Source organism: Streptomyces sp. NRRL S-31, assembly GCF_000718775.1.
Lineage (GTDB): Bacteria > Actinomycetota > Actinomycetes > Streptomycetales > Streptomycetaceae > Streptomyces.
In genome coordinates, this window is the sequence record NZ_JOCB01000058.1 from 43,740 (window position 1) to 63,626 (window position 19,887).

Annotated in this window: 22 protein-coding genes; 17 read left to right on the forward strand and 5 right to left on the reverse strand. The window is 73.9% G+C overall.

Going from position 1 to position 19,887, the window contains the following annotated elements; genetic code table 11:
* Nucleotides 1-26: 26 nt before the first annotated feature.
* From IF37_RS0122555 to IF37_RS44995, 3 genes are all read left to right on the forward strand, one after another.
* Complete coding sequence (locus IF37_RS0122555) at nt 27-1,292, forward strand: alpha/beta fold hydrolase (RefSeq protein ID WP_030745300.1); 1,266 nt, start codon at nt 27-29, stop codon at nt 1,290-1,292.
* Nucleotides 1,252-1,770 carry a tRNA (adenosine(37)-N6)-threonylcarbamoyltransferase complex ATPase subunit type 1 TsaE gene (gene tsaE, locus IF37_RS0122560; RefSeq protein WP_030745303.1) on the forward strand — a complete coding sequence of 173 codons (519 nt, stop codon included), beginning with the start codon at nt 1,252-1,254 and terminating at the stop codon, nt 1,768-1,770. The genes IF37_RS0122555 and tsaE overlap by 41 nt, the downstream gene beginning before the upstream one ends.
* Nucleotides 1,771-1,892: 122 nt before the next feature.
* The gene (locus IF37_RS44995; protein ID WP_173456956.1) at nt 1,893-2,057 is read left to right on the forward strand and encodes a hypothetical protein; all 165 of its coding nucleotides are present in this window, start codon (nt 1,893-1,895) and stop codon (nt 2,055-2,057) included.
* A gap of 8 nt (nt 2,058-2,065) precedes the next feature.
* Here IF37_RS44995 and IF37_RS0122570 read toward each other — a convergent pair whose 3' ends face one another.
* Nucleotides 2,066-2,623, reverse strand: a complete 558-nt coding sequence (locus IF37_RS0122570; protein WP_030745304.1) for a hypothetical protein — start codon at nt 2,621-2,623, stop codon at nt 2,066-2,068.
* Nucleotides 2,624-2,736: 113 nt separating this feature from the next.
* Between IF37_RS0122570 and tsaB the strand changes: the two genes are divergently transcribed.
* The 8 genes from tsaB (at nt 2,737) to IF37_RS0122610 (ending at nt 10,004) form a co-directional block, all read left to right on the forward strand.
* Nucleotides 2,737-3,393, forward strand: coding sequence for a tRNA (adenosine(37)-N6)-threonylcarbamoyltransferase complex dimerization subunit type 1 TsaB (gene tsaB / locus IF37_RS0122575; protein WP_030745306.1), 657 nt, complete (start codon nt 2,737-2,739; stop codon nt 3,391-3,393).
* Nucleotides 3,394-3,422: 29 nt separating this feature from the next.
* A complete protein-coding gene (rimI, locus tag IF37_RS0122580) occupies nt 3,423-3,923 on the forward strand; it encodes a ribosomal protein S18-alanine N-acetyltransferase (RefSeq protein ID WP_030745308.1) in 501 nt (166 codons plus the stop codon).
* Entirely contained in the window at nt 3,916-5,007 is a 1,092-nt protein-coding gene (gene tsaD / locus IF37_RS0122585; RefSeq protein ID WP_030745310.1) for a tRNA (adenosine(37)-N6)-threonylcarbamoyltransferase complex transferase subunit TsaD, read from the forward strand. Before rimI ends, tsaD begins: the two co-directional genes overlap by 8 nt.
* Nucleotides 5,004-5,261 (forward strand): hypothetical protein, encoded by a 258-nt coding sequence (locus IF37_RS0122590; protein WP_030745312.1) that lies wholly within the window; start codon nt 5,004-5,006, stop codon nt 5,259-5,261. The genes tsaD and IF37_RS0122590 overlap by 4 nt, the downstream gene beginning before the upstream one ends.
* A 201-nt stretch (nt 5,262-5,462) precedes the next feature.
* On the forward strand, nt 5,463-6,491 hold the full coding sequence (locus IF37_RS0122595) for a LacI family DNA-binding transcriptional regulator (protein ID WP_030745314.1): 1,029 nt from the start codon (nt 5,463-5,465) through the stop codon (nt 6,489-6,491).
* 123 nt (nt 6,492-6,614) lie between these two features.
* Nucleotides 6,615-7,670, forward strand: a complete 1,056-nt coding sequence (locus tag IF37_RS0122600; RefSeq protein ID WP_030745316.1) for an LCP family protein — start codon at nt 6,615-6,617, stop codon at nt 7,668-7,670.
* A 158-nt stretch (nt 7,671-7,828) separates the two neighbouring features.
* Nucleotides 7,829-8,185, forward strand: coding sequence for a YciI family protein (locus tag IF37_RS0122605; protein ID WP_030745318.1), 357 nt, complete (start codon nt 7,829-7,831; stop codon nt 8,183-8,185).
* A 463-nt stretch (nt 8,186-8,648) separates the two neighbouring features.
* Entirely contained in the window at nt 8,649-10,004 is a 1,356-nt protein-coding gene (locus tag IF37_RS0122610; protein WP_052845302.1) for an RNA polymerase sigma factor, read from the forward strand.
* On the opposite strand, the gene IF37_RS0122615 is transcribed toward IF37_RS0122610, so the two are convergent.
* Nucleotides 9,952-11,118 (reverse strand): class I SAM-dependent methyltransferase, encoded by a 1,167-nt coding sequence (locus IF37_RS0122615; protein WP_030745323.1) that lies wholly within the window; start codon nt 11,116-11,118, stop codon nt 9,952-9,954. The genes IF37_RS0122610 and IF37_RS0122615 overlap by 53 nt on opposite strands.
* A 90-nt stretch (nt 11,119-11,208) precedes the next feature.
* On the opposite strand from IF37_RS0122615, the gene IF37_RS0122620 reads away from it, so the two are divergent.
* The 4 genes from IF37_RS0122620 to groL all read left to right on the forward strand — a co-directional run bounded on the left by IF37_RS0122620 (nt 11,209) and on the right by groL (nt 15,199).
* A complete protein-coding gene (locus IF37_RS0122620; RefSeq protein WP_030745324.1) occupies nt 11,209-12,111 on the forward strand; it encodes a polysaccharide deacetylase family protein in 903 nt (300 codons plus the stop codon).
* Nucleotides 12,108-12,920: a polysaccharide deacetylase family protein gene (locus IF37_RS0122625; protein WP_030745326.1), complete on the forward strand. Its 813-nt coding sequence runs from the start codon at nt 12,108-12,110 to the stop codon at nt 12,918-12,920. The genes IF37_RS0122620 and IF37_RS0122625 overlap by 4 nt, the downstream gene beginning before the upstream one ends.
* A gap of 224 nt (nt 12,921-13,144) precedes the next feature.
* Nucleotides 13,145-13,453 carry a co-chaperone GroES gene (gene groES / locus IF37_RS0122630; RefSeq protein WP_004955293.1) on the forward strand — a complete coding sequence of 103 codons (309 nt, stop codon included), beginning with the start codon at nt 13,145-13,147 and terminating at the stop codon, nt 13,451-13,453.
* 120 nt (nt 13,454-13,573) lie between these two features.
* Entirely contained in the window at nt 13,574-15,199 is a 1,626-nt protein-coding gene (gene groL, locus IF37_RS0122635) for a chaperonin GroEL (protein ID WP_030745329.1), read from the forward strand.
* 201 nt (nt 15,200-15,400) lie between these two features.
* Here groL and IF37_RS0122640 read toward each other — a convergent pair whose 3' ends face one another.
* Nucleotides 15,401-16,174 carry an SDR family oxidoreductase gene (locus IF37_RS0122640; protein WP_030745331.1) on the reverse strand — a complete coding sequence of 258 codons (774 nt, stop codon included), beginning with the start codon at nt 16,172-16,174 and terminating at the stop codon, nt 15,401-15,403.
* Nucleotides 16,175-16,250: 76 nt separating this feature from the next.
* Nucleotides 16,251-16,919: an MOSC domain-containing protein gene (locus IF37_RS0122645; protein WP_030745333.1), complete on the reverse strand. Its 669-nt coding sequence runs from the start codon at nt 16,917-16,919 to the stop codon at nt 16,251-16,253.
* Between the two features lie 80 nt (nt 16,920-16,999).
* On the opposite strand from IF37_RS0122645, the gene IF37_RS0122650 reads away from it, so the two are divergent.
* On the forward strand, nt 17,000-17,899 hold the full coding sequence (locus IF37_RS0122650; RefSeq protein WP_030745335.1) for a LysR family transcriptional regulator: 900 nt from the start codon (nt 17,000-17,002) through the stop codon (nt 17,897-17,899).
* A 273-nt stretch (nt 17,900-18,172) separates the two neighbouring features.
* On the opposite strand, the gene IF37_RS0122655 is transcribed toward IF37_RS0122650, so the two are convergent.
* A complete protein-coding gene (locus IF37_RS0122655; RefSeq protein ID WP_030745337.1) occupies nt 18,173-18,502 on the reverse strand; it encodes a WhiB family transcriptional regulator in 330 nt (109 codons plus the stop codon).
* A gap of 381 nt (nt 18,503-18,883) precedes the next feature.
* Between IF37_RS0122655 and IF37_RS0122660 the strand changes: the two genes are divergently transcribed.
* Complete coding sequence (locus IF37_RS0122660; RefSeq protein ID WP_003948568.1) at nt 18,884-19,495, forward strand: response regulator transcription factor; 612 nt, start codon at nt 18,884-18,886, stop codon at nt 19,493-19,495.
* Nucleotides 19,496-19,887: the final 392 nt, after the last annotated feature.

Sequence of the window (19,887 nt, forward strand, 5' to 3'; positions counted from 1 at the left end):
AGGAGTACGGCGAAGAGGAGCGGTACGTGAGCGAGAGCAGCGCGGAGGCCGTGGCGGACGTCGTCGCCTCGGCGGCCGTCGCCTCCGCCGCGGGGGCGGCCGCGAGCTGGCGCCGGGCGACCGGTATCGCCGGCGCCGCGATAGGCGTGCTCGCCGCGGGCGCGGCGGCGGGCGTCGCCCTCGAGCGGATGACGGTCGGGCGCGGGATGCGCCGCAAGGCCCGGCTGGCGCTGGACTCGGCGGGCCCGTACGGCACCCTGCGCGGCACCCCCGGCAAGGCGTACGCCGACGACGGCACCGAGCTGTACTACGAGGTCGACGAGGCCGAGCCCGACCCGGGTCCGGACGTCTCGCCCCGCCGGCGCCGGCTCTTCGGCCGCAAGGCCCCCGCCCCGGTCACCGTCGTCTTCTGCCACGGTTACTGCCTCAGCCAGGACTCCTGGCACTTCCAGCGGGCGGCCCTGCGCGGGGTGGTGCGGACCGTGTACTGGGACCAGCGCAGCCACGGGCGGTCCGGGCGGGGCGTGGCGCAGACCCGGGACCGGGTGCCGGTCTCCATCGACCAGCTCGGCCGGGACCTGAAGGCGGTGCTCGACGCCGCCGCGCCGGAGGGGCCGCTGGTGCTGGTCGGCCACTCGATGGGGGGAATGACGGTGATGGCGCTCGCCGCCCAGTACCCCGAACTGATCCGGGACCGGGTGGTCGCCACGGCCTTCGTGGGCACCTCGTCCGGACGGCTCGGCGAGGTCAACTTCGGGCTCCCGGTGGCCGGCGTCAACGCGGTGCGCCGCATCCTCCCCGGGGTGCTCAGGGCGCTCGGGCAGCAGGCGGAGCTGGTGGAGAAGGGGCGCCGGGCCACCGCCGACCTGTTCGCCGGGATCATCAAGCGGTACTCGTTCGCGGGGCGGGACGTCGACCCGGCGGTGGAGCGGTTCGCCGAGCGGATGATCGAGTCCACGCCGATCGACGTGGTCGCCGAGTTCTACCCGGCCTTCACCGACCACGACAAGACCGGGGCGCTCGTCTGCTTCCGGGACATGCCGGTGCTGGTGCTGGCCGGCGTGCAGGACCTGGTCACGCCCAGCGAGCACAGCGAGGCCATCGCCGACCTGCTGCCCGACGCCGAGCTGGTGCTGGTGCCGGACGCCGGGCACCTGGTGATGCTGGAGCGCCCGGAAGTGGTCACCGACCGCCTCGCCGACCTGCTCACCCGCGCCGGTGCGGTGCCCGCAGGAGCTACCGTAAGTGGCTATGGAACGACCAGCAGCACCAGCACTGCCCCAGGCCGCTGAGACCCGGCTGACGATCACCTCGCCCGAGCGGATGCGGGAGCTGGGCCGCCGGCTGGCCGGGCTGCTGCGCGCGGGCGACCTGGTGATGCTCAGCGGAGAGCTGGGCGCGGGCAAGACCACCCTGACCCGCGGGCTCGGCGAGGGGCTCGGCGTGCGCGGCGCGGTCACCTCGCCGACCTTCGTGATCGCCCGGGTCCACCCGTCCCTCGGCGACGGCCCGCCCCTGGTGCACGTCGACGCCTACCGGCTGGCCGGCGGTCTGGACGAGATGGAGGACCTGGACCTCGACGTCTCGCTGCCCGAATCGGTGATCGTCGTGGAGTGGGGCGAGGGCAAGGTCGAGGAGCTGACCGAGGAGCGGCTCCAGGTCGTCATCCACCGCGCCGTCGGGGACACCACCGACGAGGTGCGGCACGTGACCGTGGCCGGACTGGGCGAGCGGTGGGCCGGCGCCGGCCTGGAGACGCTGGCCGGCTGAGCCCCGTACCGACAAGCCGTCGGCAACATATTGCGCGGGACGCCCCGGGCGTGGTGACATGGGAGCCAGCCCGTGGTTAGGCATACCTAACCACACCCGCCCCCGCACCTCAGGAGGCGTCCATGACCGCACCGCGACCCGCCGGGCCGCCCCGGCCCGTCGAGCCGTCCATGCGTGACCTGCTGGCGTCCTGCGCGGCGGCGGACGCGGTCTCCCGGCCGCCCCGGGACCCCGAGCCCGCGCGGCCGGCCGCCGAGCCCGCCCGCGTGCGGCCGCGCGCCGCCTGACGGAGCCGTCAACGGATCACGACCACCGGTACGCCGATCGTCGCGAACCGCCACAGCGCGTCCCCGTCCGGCCGGGCCTCCCGGATGCCGCCCGTCTTCACGCTCGGATCGGCCATCGCGCCCGAGTCGCCGTGCACCGCCGCGCTGAAGCCGATCACCACCCCGTCCACGCTGGTGAACCGCACCACGTGCTCGATGGGCAGACCGTCGGTGCCGGTGGCCGCGTTCGAGCGGGACGTCACCCAGTACGTGCCCGGCAGCGGGTCGACGCCGCCCGGGCGCACCCGGAAGGTGTGCCGCACCCGGTTCCCGGCGGCGACCAGCCAGACCCGGTCGTCGTCCACCGAGTACACGACCCGTTCACCCGTTCCGGAGTTGCCGGGCAGGGCGGCCGGGTTCCGGCGGTCCCGGGGCGCCTTCGCCGCCGCGGCGGCGGACGCGCTGGCCGCCGGACCGCCGGGCAGGCCCGCCGGGACGGTCGCCTGGGCGCGGAGGGCGAGGAAACCGGTCGTGCCCAGCGCCACCGCGGTGAGGCCGGCCACGATCGCCGAGCTGGTCCCTGCCACCTGCGCTCACCTCTGTTTCGCGCCATATGTCGCACTTCATGCAGACCGTAGCAGCCGGTGACCCTCCGTCCCGTACGGCCGTGCGCGAGCCGCGGGCGCCGTAGGCTGTTCGCGTGCTCTTGCTCGCTCTGGATACCGCCACACCCGCCGTCACCGTCGCGCTGCACGACGGCACGGACGTCATCGCCTCGTCGAGCCAGGTGGACGCGCGCCGGCACGGAGAGCTGCTGCTGCCGGCCGTCGACCGGATCCTCGCCGAGGCGGGGCTGAAGCTGGAGGCCGTCACCGGCGTCGTCGTCGGCACCGGCCCCGGCCCCTACACCGGCCTGCGCGTCGGTCTGATGACCGCCGACACCTTCGGCCTCGCGCTCGGCGTCCCCGTGTACGGCGTGTGCACGCTGGACGGCCTCGCCTACGCCGCCGACATCGAGAAGGGCCCCTTCGTCGTGGCGACCGACGCCCGGCGCAAGGAGGTCTACTGGGCGCGGTACGCCGACTCCCGGACCCGGCTCACCGATCCGGCCGTCGACCGCCCCGCCGACATCGCCGAGCGGGTCGCTGGACTGCCCGCGGTCGGCGCGGGCGCGCTGCTCTACCCCGACACGTTCCCGAGCGCCCACGAGCCCGAGCACGTGTCCGCCGCCGCCCTCGCCTCGCTCGCGGCCGAGAAGCTGGCGGCGGGCGAGGAGCTGCCCGCGCCCCGGCCGCTCTACCTGCGCCGGCCGGATGCCCAGGTCCCCAAGAACTACAAGGTGGTCACCCCCAAGTGACACAGCCGGCACCCCCCGAGATGCGCGAGATGCGCTGGTGGGACATCGACCCGGTCCTGGAGCTGGAGAAGGACCTGTTCCCCGAGGACGCCTGGTCCCGGGGCATGTTCTGGTCCGAGCTGGCCCACGCCCGGGGCTCCGCGGCCACCCGGCGCTACCTCGTCGCCCAGACCGCCGAGGGCCGGATCGTCGGGTACGCGGGCCTGGCCGCGGCCGGTGAGCTGGCCGACGTCCAGACCATCGCCGTCGCCCGTGACCACCAGGGCACCGGGCTCGGCGCCCGGCTGCTGGCCGAGCTGCTGCGCGCGGCGACCGCGTTCGAGTGCCACGAGGTGATGCTCGAGTGCCGGGTCGACAACGTCCGCGCGCAGAAGCTCTACGAGCGCTTCGGCTTCGCCCCCATCGGCTTCCGGCGCGGCTACTACCAGCCCGGCAACGTGGACGCCCTGGTGATGCGCCTGACCACCGGACCCGGCGACGGCCCCGCCGCGGGGCCCGCCCCAGTACAAGGAACCGAGAGCAATGACTGACGAACCCCTCGTCCTCGGCATCGAGACCTCCTGCGACGAGACCGGCGTCGGCATCGTCCGCGGCACCACCCTGCTGGCGGACGCCGTCGCCTCCAGCGTCGACGAGCACGCCCGCTTCGGCGGCGTGGTGCCGGAGGTGGCCTCCCGGGCCCACCTGGAGGCGATGGTCCCGACCATCGACCGCGCGCTGAAGGAGGCGGGGATCGCCGCCAGGGACCTGGACGGCATCGCGGTCACCGCGGGCCCCGGTCTCGCGGGCGCCCTGCTGGTCGGCGTCTCGGCGGCCAAGGCGTACGCCTACGCGCTCGGCAAGCCCCTGTACGGCGTCAACCACCTCGCCTCCCACATCTGCGTGGACCAGCTGGAGCACGGGCCGCTGCCCGAGCCGACGATGGCCCTGCTGGTGTCGGGCGGCCACTCCTCCCTGCTGCTCTCCTCCGACATCACCTCCGACGTCCGGCCGATGGGCGCGACCATCGACGACGCGGCCGGCGAGGCCTTCGACAAGATCGCCCGCGTGCTGAACCTGGGCTTCCCCGGCGGCCCGGTCATCGACCGGTACGCCAAGGAGGGCGACCCGCGGGCCATCGCCTTCCCGCGCGGCCTGACCGGCCCGCGCGACCCGGCGTACGACTTCTCCTTCTCCGGCCTGAAGACCGCCGTGGCCCGCTGGATCGAGGCCCGGCGCGCGGCCGGCGAGGAGGTCCCGGTCCGGGACGTGGCCGCCTCCTTCCAGGAGGCCGTGGTCGACGTGCTGACCCGCAAGGCCGTCCGCGCCTGCAAGGACGAGGGTGTGGACCACCTGATGATCGGCGGCGGGGTGGCGGCCAACTCCCGGCTGCGCGCCCTCGCCCAGGAGCGCTGCGAGGCGGCCGGCATCCGCCTGCGCGTGCCGCGCCCCAAGCTGTGCACGGACAACGGCGCGATGGTGGCCGCGCTGGGCGCCGAGATGGTCGCCCGCAACCGGGCCGCCTCCGACTGGGACCTGTCGGCCGACTCCTCCCTGCCGGTGACCGACCCGCACGTCCCGGGGCACGACCACGACCACGTGCACGAGGTCAGCAAGGAGAACCTGTACTCGTGACCGTCGCGCTGATGTGGGAGGCCCGGGCGGTCCCGGGGCGGGGCGCCGAGCTGCTCGCCTGGGTGGGCGGACAGCGCCTGCCCGAGGAGCCGTCGCGGCGGGAGACCTTCCGCGCGCCGCAGGACCGGGTGCTGGTCGTCACCTGGTGGGACGCGCCGTACGACGCCCCGCTGCCCGAGCTGCCCGAGCCGGACGCCGATCTGGTGACCCGTCCGGTGCACCGGTGGCGCTTCGAGCAGGTGCCCGGCGCCTGAGCTTGGCGCCTCCGACCGGGGTGCGCTATGATCATCACACAGCGAACGGCCGGAACACCGGCCCGGACGCAGTGCGTTGGTGGTCCAAGGAAAGACGCCCCGCTTCCTGCGGGGAAATGCACTGTCTGCTCGAATGTACCGTCGTCCGTGCGGCGTCCGCGTCCCTTCGCCACCGGGACCGCCGGGGTTACGATCGCGGGCATGAAGCCTTCGAAGCCCGCCCACAAGCAGACGGCGACCCTCGCCGAGATCGCCCGTGAGGCCGGGGTCTCCGCTCCGACTGTTTCGAAGGTCCTCAACGGCCGGGCCGACGTCGCCCCCGCGACCCGCGCCCGGGTCGAGGAACTGCTGCGCGGCCACGGCTACCGGCGCCGCCGCGCCGAGGCGTCCCGGTCGCCGCTGATCGACCTGGTCTTCCACGAACTGGAGAGCGCCTGGGCGCTGGAGGTCATCCGCGGCGTGGAGAACGTGGCCAGGGACGCCGGGCTGAGCGTGGTGCTGTCCGAGTCGGCCGGCCGGCTCACCCCCGGCCGGACCTGGGCCGACCAGGTCGCCGCCCGCCGCCCGCACGGCGTCGTCCTGGTGCTGTCCGATCTCGACGAGTCCCAGCGGGCCCTGCTGGCCAGCCGCTCCATCCCGTTCGTGGTGATGGACCCGGCCGGCGACCCGGGTCCGGACGTGCCGTCCATCGGCGCCACCAACTGGCAGGGCGGTCTCGCCGCCACCCGGCACCTGGTGGAACTCGGCCACACCCGGATCGGCGCGATCAGCGGCCCGTCCCGGATGATGGGCAGCCGGGCCCGGACCGACGGCTACCGGGCGGCCCTGGAGACGGCCGGGCTGCCCGTCGACCCCTCGCTCCTCGTCGTCGGCGACTTCCACCACGACGCCGGCTACCGCCTGGGCCTGGAGCTGCTGCGCCGCCCGGACCGGCCCACCGCCGTCTTCGCGGGCAACGACCTCCAGGCGCTCGGCCTGTACGAGGCCGCCCGCGAACTGGGCCTGCGCGTCCCGGAGGACGTCAGCGTGGTCGGCTTCGACGATCTGCCGGTGGCCCGCTGGGTGGGCCCGCCGCTGACCACCGTGCGGCAGCCGCTCACCGAGATGGCCGAGGCCGCCGCCCGGCTGGTGCTGGAGCTGGGGCGGGCCGAGGACGAGCGGACCGCGACCCGGGTGGAGCTGGCGACGAGCCTGGTGGTGCGGTCCAGCACGGCCGCGCCCCCGCGATGAGATCCCTGCCGGCGGTGCCGTCGGGGTGAACCGCGGGGGAGCGGAAGATGAGAATTCCCCAAGAAACCGAATCATGGGGTATCCGCTAACAGTCCGCTAATAATTCGGACTTACGTTCCTGTCGTGACGCGACACGAGGAGCAAGGCGGCGCGGCCGGACGGGCGCGGCGGCGACCGCGAGCGCTGCGGATCGCCGGTCTCACCCTGGCGGGCGCCCTGGTGCTGGGCGTGGCGGCGGCCGGCTGGGCGTACCGGCACCTGAGCGGCAACATCACGAGCGTCGACATCGACAGCGCGCTCGGCGACGACCGGCCCGCCCCGGCCGTGCTCACCCCCGCCGCCACCGTGTCGGCCGACGCCTCCCCGCTGCCCACGGGCTCCTTGAACATCCTGGTCCTCGGCTCGGACTCGCGCAGCGGCGCGGCCAACCGGGAACTGGGCGGCGGGGACAGCGGCGAGGCCCGGTCCGACACGGCGATGGTCGCGCATCTCGACGCGGGCCGGACGAGGGCGACCGTGGTCAGCATCCCGCGCGACACGCTCGTCACCCGCCCGTCCTGCCCGCTCGCCTCCGGCGGGAGCACGGCGGTGGCGCACGGCGCCATGTTCAACAGCGCCTACGCGGTGGGCGGTCCGGTGTGCGCGGTGAAGACCGCCGAGTCCCTCACCGGCATCCGGATGGACCACTACCTGGAGATCGACTTCTCCGGCTTCGCCCGGCTGGTCGACGCGCTCGGCGGGGTCGACGTCACCACCGGCGAGGACATCGACGACGACCAGAGCCACCTCCACCTCAAGGCCGGCACCCACCACCTCGACGGCAAGCGGGCCCTGGCCCTCGCCCGCACCCGGCACGGCATAGGCGACGGCAGCGACCTGGGCCGCATAGGACTCCAGCAGAACCTGGTCAAGGCCCTGCTGGAACAGATCGCCTCCGCCGGGCTGCTCACCGATCCCGCCCGGCTCTACCGGATCGCCGACGCCGCCACCGCCGGCCTCACCGCCGACACCGGCCTGGACTCCCTGGGCGAGCTGACGAGCCTCGGCCGGAGCCTGGAGGGCCTGGCCGCCGACCGGGTGCGGACGGTGACCATGCCGGTCGTCACGGCGCCCTCCGACCCCAACCGGGTGGTCCCGGAGGAACCCGAGGCGAGCCGGCTCTGGGCGTCCCTGCGCTGAGCCAGGGGGCACGGGAGCCGGGGCGGCGGACGCGGGGCGGCGGACGCGGGAAAAAACTTCCGGGTTTTTTCCGCGAGCGTGTCGATCCCGGCGTCTCCCGTTCGACGCAGGGGTGAGCGGCGGGGAACGGCCCCGCCGCTCCGACCGGAGGAGACACCATGCCCCGCTACCTGTCGCTCGTGCGCGTCGACGAGTCCGCCGCCCCCGCCGGGGGCCCCAGCGCGGAGCTGATGCGGCGGATGGGCGAGCTGATCGAGGAGATGACCAAGGCCGGCGTGCTGCTCGACACCGCCGGGCTCACCCCGTCCGCCGAGGCCGTGCGGGTGGACTGGGACGGTGAGCGGGCCGCCGTCACCGACGGGCCGTTCACCGAGGCCAAGGAGGTCGTCGGCGGCTACGCCCTCATGCAGTGCAAGGACCGGGCCGAGGCGGTGGAGTGGACCCGGCGCTTCCTGCACGTCCACGGCCCGGAGTGGCGGATCGCCTGCGAACTGCGGGAGATCGCCGAGGGCTGAACCCATTTGGCCGAAAGGCCGCGGGCGGTGTTGCATGTGGCCTGTGGAATCCCAGCCCACGACAGCCCGGCCCGCGGCGGCCCAGCCGTCGGCGGCGCAGCCTGCGGCGACGCAGCCCGCGGCAGCCCGGCCCACGGCAGCGCAGCCCATGGCGGCCCGGCCTGAGGTGGCCCGGCCTGAGGCGGTTCAGTCGGCGGCGGCGCAGCCCGCGGCGACGCAGCCCGCTGCGGCCTGGCCCATGGCGGCCTGGCCCGCGGCGGCTCAGCCCATGGCGGCCCGGCCTGAGGTGGCCCGGCCTGAGGTGGCCCGGCCTGAGGTGGCCCGGCCCACGTCAGCCCGGCCCGCAGCGGCCCAGCCGGCGGTGGCCCGGCCGGCGGCAGCGCAGCCCATGGCGGCCCAGCAGTCGGCGACGCAGCCCGCAGCGGCCCAGCAGTCGGCAGCGCAGCCCGCGGCGGCTCAGTCCATGGCGGTTCAGTCGGCAGCGGCCCGGCCCACTGCGACGCAGCCCGCTGTGACACGACCGTCCTCCGCGGCGCACGCGATCGAGACCGTCTTCCGGCTGGAGTCGCCTCGCGTCATCGCCGGCGTCGCCCGGATCGTCCGGGATGTCGGCATCGCCGAGGAGCTGGCGCAGGACGCGCTGGTCGCCGCCCTGGAGCGGTGGCCCCGCGAGGGCGTGCCCGACAACCCCGGCGCCTGGCTGATGGCCACCGCCCGGCACCGGGCCGTCGACCTGATCCGGCGCCGTGAGACCTACGCCCGCAAACTCGCCGAGATCGGCCGGGACCTGGAGACCACCGCCCCGCCGGAGGAGCCCGCCGACCCGGACGGCATCGACGACGACCTGCTCCGGCTGGTCTTCACCGCCTGCCACCCGGTGCTGTCCGCACAGGCCCGCACCGCGCTCACCCTGCGCCTGCTCGGCGGCCTGAGCACGGCCGAGATCGCCCGCGCACACCTGGTGCCCGAGGCGACGGTCGCCCAGCGGATCGTCCGCGCCAAACGCACCCTGGCGGCGCGGAACGTCGCCTTCGAGGTGCCGTACGGACCCGACCGGGAGGCCCGCCTCGGCTCCGTCCTGGACGTGATCTACCTGATCTTCAACGAGGGCTACGCGGCCACCGCCGGTGACGACTGGCTGCGCCCCGGCCTGTGCGAGGACGCGCTGCGGCTGGCCCGCGTGCTGTCCGGGCTGATGCCCGGCGAGCCCGAGGTGCACGGTCTGACCGCGCTGCTGGAGTTCCAGACCTCCCGCGCCGCCGCCCGCACCGCCCCCGACGGCACCCCGGTGCTGCTGAGGGACCAGGACCGGGGCCGCTGGAACCGCCTGCTCATCGCGCGCGGGGTCGAGGCCCTGGACCGCGCCGGGGCCACCGCGAGCGGCCCCCCGGGCCCGTACCGGCTCCAGGCGGCCATCGCCGCCTGCCACGCGCGCGCGTCCACGTACGAGGAGACCGACTGGCGGGCCATCGCCACCCTGTACGGCCTGCTGGCCGTGCGCGCGCCGTCCCCGGTGGTCGAGCTGAACCGCGCGGTCGCCGTGTCGATGGCCGACGGCCCGGCGGCGGGCCTGGAACTGGTGGACGCGCTGGCCGCCGCGCCCGCGCTGCGCGACTACCACCTGCTGCCCAGCGTCCGCGGCGACCTGCTGGCCCGGCTCGGGCGCACCGCCCAGGCCCGGGCGGAGTTCGTCCGGGCGGCGGGGCTGGCGCGCAACGAACGGGAGCGCACGCTGCTGCTGCGCAGGGCGGGGGAGTGCCCGGACGTCACCCCAGCGGACGGCCGATCAGCATCGTCGGTGCCCCCGCCACCCGGGTGAGGAAGACGGTGGCCGCGTTCGGCCCCTCCGGCCGGACCTTGCGGCGCAGTTCCTCCGGCTCGACGGCCGAGCCGCGCTTCTTCACGGTCAGCGTGCCGACCCCGCGTTCGCGCAGCAGGGCCTTGAGCTTCTTGACGTTGAAGGGCAGCCGGTCGGTGATCTCGTAGCCGGTGGCGTACGGCGTGGCCCGCGCCTCGTCGGCGGTGACGTACGCGATGGTCGGGTCGACGAGCCCGCCGTCCAGCTCCTCGGCCACCTCGGCGACCAGGTGTGCGCGGATGACCGCGCCGTCCGGCTCGTACAGGTACCGCCCCACCGGCCGCACCCGGGGGTCGGGCAGCCCGCGGCCGAGCAGCGTGCGCGGGCCCGGCAGCAGCGTGGCCCGCACGGCGCCCGGCGCGCCGGTCCCGAACCACAGCACCGCCTCCTTCACGTCCCCGCCGTCGGAGATCCACTCGGCCTCGGCCTCGGCCGGGACCACCTCGTGCGGGATGCCCGGGGCGATCTTCAGCGCGGCGCGGGGTGCCGCGCGGGCGGTCTCGACCGCCCAGGACAGCGGCGGCGAGTACGCCTCTGGGTCGAAGATCCGGCCGCGTCCGCCCCGCCGTGCCGGGTCCACGAACACCGCGTCGTACCCGGCGGTGTCCACCTCCGTGACGTCCGCCTGGCGCACCTCGATCAGGTCGGCCAGTCCCAGGGCGTCCGCGTTCGCCCGGGCCGCCGCGGCGGTCAGCGGGTCGCGGTCCACGGCCAGCACCCGGACGCCGGCCCGGGCCAGCGCGATCGCGTCCCCGCCGATGCCGCAGCACAGGTCGGCGACGGAGGTCACGCCCAGCCCGGTCAGTCGGCGGGCCCGGTACGCCGCCACGCTGCCGCGCGTGGACTGCTCGACCCCGTTCGGGGTGAAGAACATCCGCCCGGCGTCCTCGGCCCCGAACTTCGCCGCCGCCCGCCGGCGCAGCCGGGCCTGGCCGAGCGCGGCCGAGACCAGTTCGGCCGGGTGTTCGCGGCGCAGCCGGGTGGCCATCGCGAGTTCCTGCGCGGGTTCGGTGTCGCGCACCTCGTCGAGGAGGGCGCGGCCTTCGGGGGTGAGGAGCGGAGCGAGGTCGTTCACCGGGTCATTGTGGGCCAGTCGGTGGATGGTGCGCCCGCGGCGGCGGTGTCGGCCCGGATGGCGGGCCGGGACCTGGGAGGATCCGGCACCATGCGAGCAGTAGGACAAAATGACAAAAGTCGGGCATGGGTCGCGAAGGCCGCCCTGGGCGCCACCGCCCTCGCCCTGGCCGCCGGCCTGCTGTCCGGCTGCGCCGGTGACACCCGGCCCGCCGCGGGGCAGGCCGGCCCCGCCCATCCCCGGGACCCGCGGGCCGGCCAGGCCGCCGAACGCGCCCGGCTGGCCGCCGCCGCCCGCCGCTGGAACCTCGACCGGGTCCCGCTCACGCCCCCGGCACCGCCCGCCAGGAAGCCCGTGATCACCCCGCGCGACGGCTTCGAGGTGGACGGCCAGGAGGAGGAGGGCCTCCCGCCGGTCTTCACCACCGTCCCCACCCGGGACAAGGTCGTCTTCCTCACCATCGACGACGGCGCCGAGAAGGACCCGGCGTTCCTGCGCATGATGAGCGAGCTGAAGATCCCGTACACCGCCTTCCTCAGCGACTACCTGGTCAAGGAGGACTACGGCTACTTCCGCCGGATGCAGGCCCAGGGCGTGACCCTGAACAACCACACCCTCACCCACCCCTACCTGCCCGGACTCTCCTACGAGGAGCAGAAGGACGAGATCTGCGGCATGCAGACCGTCATGCGGAAGCAGTTCGGCAAGGCGCCCACCGTGTTCCGGCCGCCGTACGGCAACTACAACGGCGACACCCTGCGCGCCGCCAAGTCCTGCGGGATCAAGTACGCGCCGATCTGGGACGAGGAGGTCTTCGTCGACCACTGGGAGTACCGCGACTGGGACGGCAGTCTGCACCCCGGCGACATCGTCCTCACCCACTTCCGCGGCCGGGACGACTGGAACGGCACCATGGTGGACGACATGCGCCGCTTCCTGAACAAGGTCACGCGCGAGGGCTACGCCGTGGCCCGCCTGGAGGACTACCTGTGAAGCGGCTGCGGGGCCCGGCCGCGCTCCTCGCCGCGGCCCTGCTCCTGACGGGCTGCGCCCAGTCCGTCGACCCCATCGAACGCCTCGGCAAGAAGGCCGCCGAAGGGGTGCGCCCGCACCGCCCCGCCGCCGACCGCGCCTACCGGCGGTGGGGCCTGGTCCGGCCGCTCGCGCGTTCCCCGCTGCACCCGGCACGCCCGCTCGCCGGCCGCCGCGGGGCGCGCGCCCTGCCCCCGGTGGTCGACCACGTCCCCACCCGGGACCCGGTCGTCTTCCTCACCTACGACGACGGCGCCGAACGGGACCCCCGCTTCGTCGACATGGTCCGCGAACTCCGCCTCCCGGTCGCCCTCTTCCTCACCGACAGCGTCGCCGCCCCCGGGTACGGCCACTTCGCCCGGCTGCGCGCGCTCGGCGCCGGCATCGAGAACCACACCGTCGACCACCGGGCCCTGGCCGGACTGCCGTACACCGGCCAGCGCGCCGAGATCTGCGGCCAGCAGGACCGCCTCCGCACCCGCCTCGGCGCCCGCCCCCGCCTCTTCCGCCCGCCCTACGGCTCCTACGACCCCGTCACCCTGCGCGCCGCAGCCGGCTGCGGCATCTCCGCGCTCGTCCTGTGGCGCGCCGCCCTCACCCCGGCCGGTCTCGCCTGCCCGCACGGCCCCCGCCGGCTCCGCCCCGGCGACATCGTCCTGGTGGGCCCCGACGAGTCCGCGGAACTCCCGCTGCGGGAACGCACCGCACGGGTGCTGCGCGAGGCCCAGGAACAGGGGCTGACCGTCGGGCGACTCGAGGACTACCTCTAGTCGAACCGGCCCGTCCGACGCGGCCCGCGGGCCGACGCGACGCACGGCAATTGGCACTCCGCTTGACCGAGTGCTAATCGCGGTCATAGTCTCGGCTCTGGCACTCAGCAGGTGAGAGTGCCAACAAACGCGACGGGCAGGTCCGGCACCCGCGACGACGGATCGACCTGGTCGCCACCTCAGACAGTTAACCCCGTGAGATCTCCGAAGGGGGAGGTCGGATCGTGACGACCGCCAGCTCCAAGGTTGCCATCAAGCCGCTCGAGGACCGCATCGTGGTCCAGCCGCTGGACGCCGAGCAGACCACGGCCTCTGGCCTGGTCATTCCGGACACCGCGAAGGAGAAGCCCCAGGAGGGCGCCGTCCTCGCCGTGGGCCCGGGCCGGTTCGAGAACGGCGAGCGCCTTCCGCTCGACGTCAAGGTCGGCGACGTCGTCCTGTACAGCAAGTACGGCGGCACCGAGGTGAAGTACAACGGCGACGAGTACCTCGTCCTCTCGGCTCGCGACGTCCTCGCGATCATCGAGAAGTAATCACCTCAAGCAACTCTCTGCTTTGAGCTGCGCCCCTGGCCCCCCGCGACCGTAAGAAGCCGGGCGCCCGGGGCGCAGTGTCTTTACACCCACAGATTTCTCGAGAGGGCTCCCGCTGCCATGGCGAAGATCCTGAAGTTCGACGAGGACGCCCGTCGCGCCCTTGAGCGCGGCGTCAACAAGCTTGCCGACACCGTCAAGGTGACGATCGGCCCCAAGGGTCGCAACGTCGTCATCGACAAGAAGTTCGGCGCCCCGACCATCACCAACGACGGTGTCACCATCGCCCGCGAGGTGGAGATCGAGGACCCGTACGAGAACCTCGGCGCCCAGCTGGTGAAGGAGGTGGCGACCAAGACCAACGACATCGCGGGTGACGGCACCACCACCGCCACCGTCCTCGCCCAGGCGCTCGTCCGCGAGGGTCTGCGCAACGTCGCCGCGGGCGCCTCCCCGGCCGCCCTGAAGAAGGGCATCGACGCCGCCGTCAAGGCGGTCTCCGAGGACCTGCTCGCCTCGGCCCGCCCGATCGACGAGAAGTCCGACATCGCCGCCGTGGCCGCGCTCTCCGCCCAGGACCAGCAGGTCGGCGAGCTGATCGCCGAGGCGATGGACAAGGTCGGCAAGGACGGTGTCATCACCGTCGAGGAGTCCAACACCTTCGGTCTGGAGCTGGACTTCACCGAGGGCATGGCCTTCGACAAGGGCTACCTGTCGCCGTACTTCGTGACGGACCAGGAGCGCATGGAGGCCGTCCTCGACGACCCGTACATCCTCATCAACCAGGGCAAGATCAGCTCCATCCAGGACCTGCTGCCGCTGCTGGAGAAGGTCATCCAGTCCGGCGCCTCGAAGCCGCTGCTGATCATCGCCGAGGACGTCGAGGGCGAGGCCCTGTCGACCCTGGTCGTGAACAAGATCCGTGGCACCTTCAACGCCGTCGCGGTGAAGGCCCCCGGCTTCGGCGACCGCCGCAAGGCCATGCTCCAGGACATCGCCGTCCTCACCGGCGGCACCGTCATCTCCGAGGAGGTCGGCCTCAAGCTCGACCAGGTCGGTCTGGACGTGCTCGGCTCCGCCCGCCGCGTGACCGTCACCAAGGACGACACCACGATCGTCGACGGCGGCGGCAACTCCGCCGACGTCACGGGCCGCGTCGCCCAGATCAAGGCCGAGATCGAGAACACCGACTCCGACTGGGACCGCGAGAAGCTCCAGGAGCGCCTCGCGAAGCTGGCCGGCGGCGTGTGCGTGATCAAGGTCGGCGCCGCCACCGAGGTGGAGCTGAAGGAGAAGAAGCACCGTCTGGAGGACGCCATCTCCGCGACCCGCGCCGCGGTCGAGGAGGGCATCGTCTCCGGTGGTGGCTCCGCCCTGGTGCACGCCTCCAAGGTCCTCGAGGGCAACCTCGACAAGACCGGCGACGAGGCCACCGGTGTCTCCGTGGTCCGCAACGCCGTGGTCGAGCCGCTGCGCTGGATCGGCGAGAACGCCGGCCAGGAGGGCTACGTCATCGTGTCCAAGGTCAAGGACCTGGACAAGGGCCAGGGCTACAACGCCGCCACCGGCGAGTACGGCGACCTGGTCAAGGCCGGCGTCATCGACCCGGTGAAGGTCACCCGCTCCGCCCTGGAGAACGCCGCCTCCATCGCCTCCCTGCTGCTCACGACCGAGACCCTGGTCGTCGAGAAGAAGGAAGAGGAAGAGCCGGCCGCCGCGGGCCACGGCCACGGCCACGCCCACTGAGGCGACCGCCCGCGCGTGAGGCGACCGCCCGCGAGTGAAGGCCCGGCACCCCGTCGAGGGGGGCCGGGCCTTCGCCCTGTCCGGGCTCCCGGGCGCCGCACCGGCGGCGCGGACGGTCCGTGGGGCGCCGCCCCGGGCACCCCGGCCCGGTGAACGCCCCGCCCGTTCCCTCTCTCCCGGGACGGCTGCGGCACACGTCCGCTACTGCGGCCCGTACTTGCGCCCCGTACGGGAGCTGACACCGCCCAGCAGCCCGCGCGGCGCCAGCTTCACCAGCCCCATCAGTGCCTTGTACCGGGGGTCGGGGATGGACACCGACCTGCCGCGCGCCAGGTCGGTCAGGGCCGCCGCGACCAGCTTGTCCGCGTCCAGCCACATCCAGTCGGGGATGTTGTCCGTGCCCATCCCCGCGCGCTGGTGGAACTCGGTGCGCACGAACCCCGGGCACAGCGCCATCAGCCGGACCCCGCTGCCCGCCAGGTCCTTCGCCGCGCCCTGGGTGAACTGCACGACCCACGCCTTGGACGCGCCGTAGGTGCCGCGCGGGAGGAAGGCGGCCACCGAGGCCACGTTCACCACGCCGCCCCGGCCGCGCTCGCGCATCGCCTCGGCGGCCGCCGACGTCAGCCGGAGCACCGCCTCGCAGTGCACCTTGAGCATCCGCAGCTCGTCCGCCATCGGGACGTCCAGATAGCGGCCCTTGTTGCCGAAGCCGGCGTTGTTGACCAGCAGGTCGACCGGGTTCTTGCGGTCGCCGAGCCGGTCGGCCACCGACTCGATGCCCTTGTCCTGCGCGAGGTCGGCGGTCAGCACCTCCACTTCGATGCCGTGCCGGTCGTGCAGTTCCGTCGCCTGGTCCCGCAGCCGCTTGGTGTCCCGGGCCACCAGCACCAGGTCATGCCCGTCCGCCGCGAGCCGCCGCGCGAACGCGGCACCGATCCCCGCGGTCGATCCCGTAATCAGAGCCGTTGTCATGGCCCAAGGGTAGTGACCCGGACCGACAGCCTCCGCCGGCCGCGCGCACCCCGCACCGCGCGTCGCCGACGGCCGCTCAGCCGCCGTGCTCCGCCACGTACTCCCGGGCCTTGGCCAGTGCCTCCGGGTGCAGCGCCGCGCCCGCCGCGAGCAGCCGGGGCAGCAGCTCCCGCTCGGTGGTGACGGCGCGGAACTCCATCGCCGCCGTCACCCCGTGGTCCGGCCGGTGCACGATCTCGACCGGGTCGCCCGCCCGTATCTCACCCGGTTCGATCACCCGGAGGTAGGCGCCCGTCGCGCCCTTCCGGGTGAACCTGCGGACCCATCCGCGTTCGCCCAGATGGCCCTGGAACGTGTTGCAGGGAATGCGCCCGGAGGTCACCTCCAGCACCACCGTGGGACCGATCCGCCAGCGCTCGCCGATCAGCGCCCCGGAGACGTCGAGGCCGTCCGTCGTCAGGTTCTCGCCGAAGCAACCGTTGGCCAGCGATCGGCCCAGTTCGCGCTCCCACGCGTCCAGGTCCTCCCGGGCGAACGCGTACACCGCCTGGTCGTCCCCGCCGTGATGCCGGGTGTCGCAGACGGTGTCCCCGGCCAGCCCGCTCCCGCCGACCCCCTTGGGTCCCGGTGCCGCCACCCGCACCGGCCCTGCGGCCGGCTGCTTGTCGATGGCGGTCACACCGTCGGGCTGGTTCGTGTAGGGCACGGGACGGGGGCGGCCCAGGTTCACGGAGAGAAGCTTCATCCCCGCACGCTATGCGATCGCCACCCAAAGAAGCGACGCATTATCGGATGCTCCACCCAAGGCTGACTTATGCTCGACGGGTGATCGAGGCCCGTCATCTCCGCGTCCTGCGCGCCGTCGCCACCACCGGCTCCTTCTCGGCGGCGGGGCGTGAACTGGGCTGCACCCAGCCCGCCGTCAGCCAGCAGATGAAGGCCCTCGAAGCCTCGGTCGGCACCCCGCTGCTGATCCGCAACGGGCGCGAGATGCGCCTCACCCAGGCCGGCGAGGCCCTCGTCCGGCACGCCTCCGGCATCCTCGCCGGGCTCACCGCGGCCGAGGAGGAGGTCGCCGCCATCGCCGGCCTGCGCGCGGGCCGGGTCCGGCTGGTCTCCTTCCCCAGCGGCAGCTCCACGCTGGTCCCGACGGCCCTGGCGGCCCTGCGCGCCGCCCATCCCGGCACCCGCGTCTCCCTGGAGGAGGCCGAGCCCCCGAGGTCCGTGGAGCTGCTGCGCGAGGGTGACTGCGACGTGGCCCTGGCCTTCCGCTACGAGGGGGCCGCGGTCGCCGAGGAGTGGGACGACCTCGTCGTCCGCCCGCTGCTGACGGACCGTCTGGTCGCCCTGGTGCCCGAACGCCACCGCCTCGCGCGCGCGGAACACGTCGCCATCGGGGAGCTGGCCCGCGAGCCCTGGATCGCGGGCTGCCCGCGCTGCCGTGGCCAGCTGGTCGAGGTGTGCGAGGGCGCCGGGTTCACCCCGCGCATCGACTTCGCCACGGACGACTACCCGGCCGTGGTCGGCCTGGTCGGCGCGGGCCTCGGCGTCGCCGTACTGCCCCAGCTGGCCGTGGAGTCGGTACGGCCGCGGGGCGCGCGCACGGTACGGCTGGAACCGGCGGTCCGGCGGGAGATCGTCGCCCTCACCCTGCCCGACCTGGCCCAGGTGCCGGCCGTCTCGGCGACGCTGGAGCAGCTGGCACGGGCGGCCGGGCGCGGGTAGCGGCGGCCGGGTACCCAAGGGGCAGGTCCGGGGGCGGGGCGTACAGGTCGGGGTCGCGGGGCGCCCAGGGGCGGGGCGGCGGGACGTACGGCGACGGGGCGCGTTCAGGGTCACGGCGGCGGGTCACGGCGGGGTGTCGCAGGGCTACGGCGGGGGATCGCCGCGGGGTCACGGCGCGGCGGGCCTCGGGGGCAGAGTCATGGGCACGCGTGGGGCGTGCCCAAGTTGGATGTGCGGACGCACCCGGTGGGCTGTGGGTGCTGAAACGTTCCTTCAGTGCTGCGGAGCGGTGTTGCCGCTGGTGGTCGAGGCCGCCACCAGGCGGTTGCGTGCCCGCCCCATCAACTCCTCACGCTCGTCCTCGGTCAGGCCGCCCCAGACGCCGTACGGCTCGCGCACCGCCAACGCGTGCGCCGCGCACTCCGCACGGACCGGGCACCTCATGCAGACCTCCTTGGCCGAGTTCTCGCGAGCGCTCCGAGCCGCCCCGCGCTCGCCCTCCGGGTGGAAGAAGAGCGAGCTGTCCACGCCGCGGCAGGCAGCCAGCAGCTGCCAGTCCCACAGGTCCGCGTTCGGTCCGGGAAGGCGGGAGAAATCTGCCATTACGTGACCCCTTGTCGCCGTTCTGGGCGGATACGGTGCCAACGACCGTACATCTCCGGTCTAAGGAGATGAAAATATGACTCATTGCGAATCTAGCCCCGGACACTACGAAACGGGAAGAAAAGGGGCCGAATGGGGCATAGGTTGTGATGAAAAGTTGAGGGTCCGTTGGGCATGTCTGCACCGTGTCGATGCCCTCACATAGAGTGCCGAAGACGGCACGCGGGCCCGTAACTCTTTCGAGTGACCGTCGTTGAGAGTGCGGAGGCGGTTGAAAACACAAGCGCTCGGGCAGGCGTCCGAGACGGTCGACCGCACAGGTGACGATTCCGTACCAGCCTGGAGGCTCAAGGTGACGCGCATCAGCTGCGGAGGGCGGTCATGACATCCGTCCTCGTCTGCGACGACTCCCCGCTTGCCCGAGAAGCGCTCCGCCGCGCGGTGGCGACCGTGCCCGGCGTCGAGCGTGTGACGACGGCGGCCAACGGCGAGGAAGTCCTCCGCCGCTGGGGCGCCGACCGCTCCGACCTCATTCTGATGGACGTGCGCATGCCCGGTCTGGGCGGCGTCGAGACAGTGCGCCGGCTGCTGTCCGCCGACCCGGGCGCACGCATCATCATGCTCACCGTCGCCGAGGACCTGGACGGGGTGGCCCTCGCGGTCGCCGCAGGCGCCCGCGGCTACCTGCACAAGGACGCCTCGCGCGCGGAACTGCGCGCCACGGTGACGCAGGCGCTCGCCGACCCGACCTGGCGGCTCGCCCCGCGCCGGCTGCGCTCGGCGGAGATGGGCGCGGCGCCCACGCTCACCGCGCGGGAGATCCAGGTCCTGGAGGGCATGAGCCACGGGCGCTCGAACGCCGAGATCGGCCGCGAGCTGTTCCTCTCCGAGGACACCGTCAAGACGCACGCCCGCCGCCTGTTCAAGAAACTCGGTGCCTCGGACCGGGCCCACGCGGTGGCCCTCGGCTTCCGCTGGGGACTGGTCCGGTAACGAGCGCCGTACCCCGCGCGCCGCCCGGCGCCGGGCACACCCGACCACGCTCCCTCCGCCGCCCCTGCGGTGGCTCCGGTCCGGTGGCTCCCGCCACGGACGACCGGCCGAGGTGACGACACCGGGTCTGCCCGGGGCCGCCCGGCGGTCGTCCGGTGCGGTCGGGTGCCGCGCGATCACGTATTTCGGTGCACAGGTGCCGGTACCGGGCGCGCGGTGCCGAACGGGTCGCGGGGGTGCGACGGCGCCCGGCGCGGCACGTCACCGCGTCGGCGCAGCACCCCGCTCGACCCGTGGAAGGGGCATCCGCAAGGCGGCCCGCCGGACGCGCGCTGCTCGTTTCGGCGCGGATGCCGCATCCTTGGAGTTGTGGAGTCTCTCGGGGACGAGTC

What these genes read in the sequence shown, in the direction of transcription:
- tsaE (WP_030745303.1), top strand. Translation starts at nt 1,252, where the DNA reads ATGGAACGACCAGCAGCACCAGCACTGCCCCAGGCCGCTGAGACCCGG.
- IF37_RS44995 (WP_173456956.1), top strand. Translation starts at nt 1,893, where the DNA reads ATGACCGCACCGCGACCCGCCGGGCCGCCCCGGCCCGTCGAGCCGTCC.
- rimI (WP_030745308.1), top strand. Translation starts at nt 3,423, where the DNA reads ATGCGCTGGTGGGACATCGACCCGGTCCTGGAGCTGGAGAAGGACCTG.
- tsaD (WP_030745310.1), top strand. Translation starts at nt 3,916, where the DNA reads ATGACTGACGAACCCCTCGTCCTCGGCATCGAGACCTCCTGCGACGAG.
- IF37_RS0122595 (WP_030745314.1), top strand. Translation starts at nt 5,463, where the DNA reads ATGAAGCCTTCGAAGCCCGCCCACAAGCAGACGGCGACCCTCGCCGAG.
- IF37_RS0122605 (WP_030745318.1), top strand. Translation starts at nt 7,829, where the DNA reads ATGCCCCGCTACCTGTCGCTCGTGCGCGTCGACGAGTCCGCCGCCCCC.
- IF37_RS0122610 (WP_052845302.1), top strand. Translation starts at nt 8,649, where the DNA reads ATGGCGGTTCAGTCGGCAGCGGCCCGGCCCACTGCGACGCAGCCCGCT.
- IF37_RS0122620 (WP_030745324.1), top strand. Translation starts at nt 11,209, where the DNA reads ATGCGAGCAGTAGGACAAAATGACAAAAGTCGGGCATGGGTCGCGAAG.
- groL (WP_030745329.1), top strand. Translation starts at nt 13,574, where the DNA reads ATGGCGAAGATCCTGAAGTTCGACGAGGACGCCCGTCGCGCCCTTGAG.
- IF37_RS0122640 (WP_030745331.1), bottom strand. Translation starts at nt 16,174, where the DNA reads ATGACAACGGCTCTGATTACGGGATCGACCGCGGGGATCGGTGCCGCG.
- IF37_RS0122645 (WP_030745333.1), bottom strand. Translation starts at nt 16,919, where the DNA reads ATGAAGCTTCTCTCCGTGAACCTGGGCCGCCCCCGTCCCGTGCCCTAC.
- IF37_RS0122655 (WP_030745337.1), bottom strand. Translation starts at nt 18,502, where the DNA reads ATGGCAGATTTCTCCCGCCTTCCCGGACCGAACGCGGACCTGTGGGAC.
- IF37_RS0122660 (WP_003948568.1), top strand. Translation starts at nt 18,884, where the DNA reads ATGACATCCGTCCTCGTCTGCGACGACTCCCCGCTTGCCCGAGAAGCG.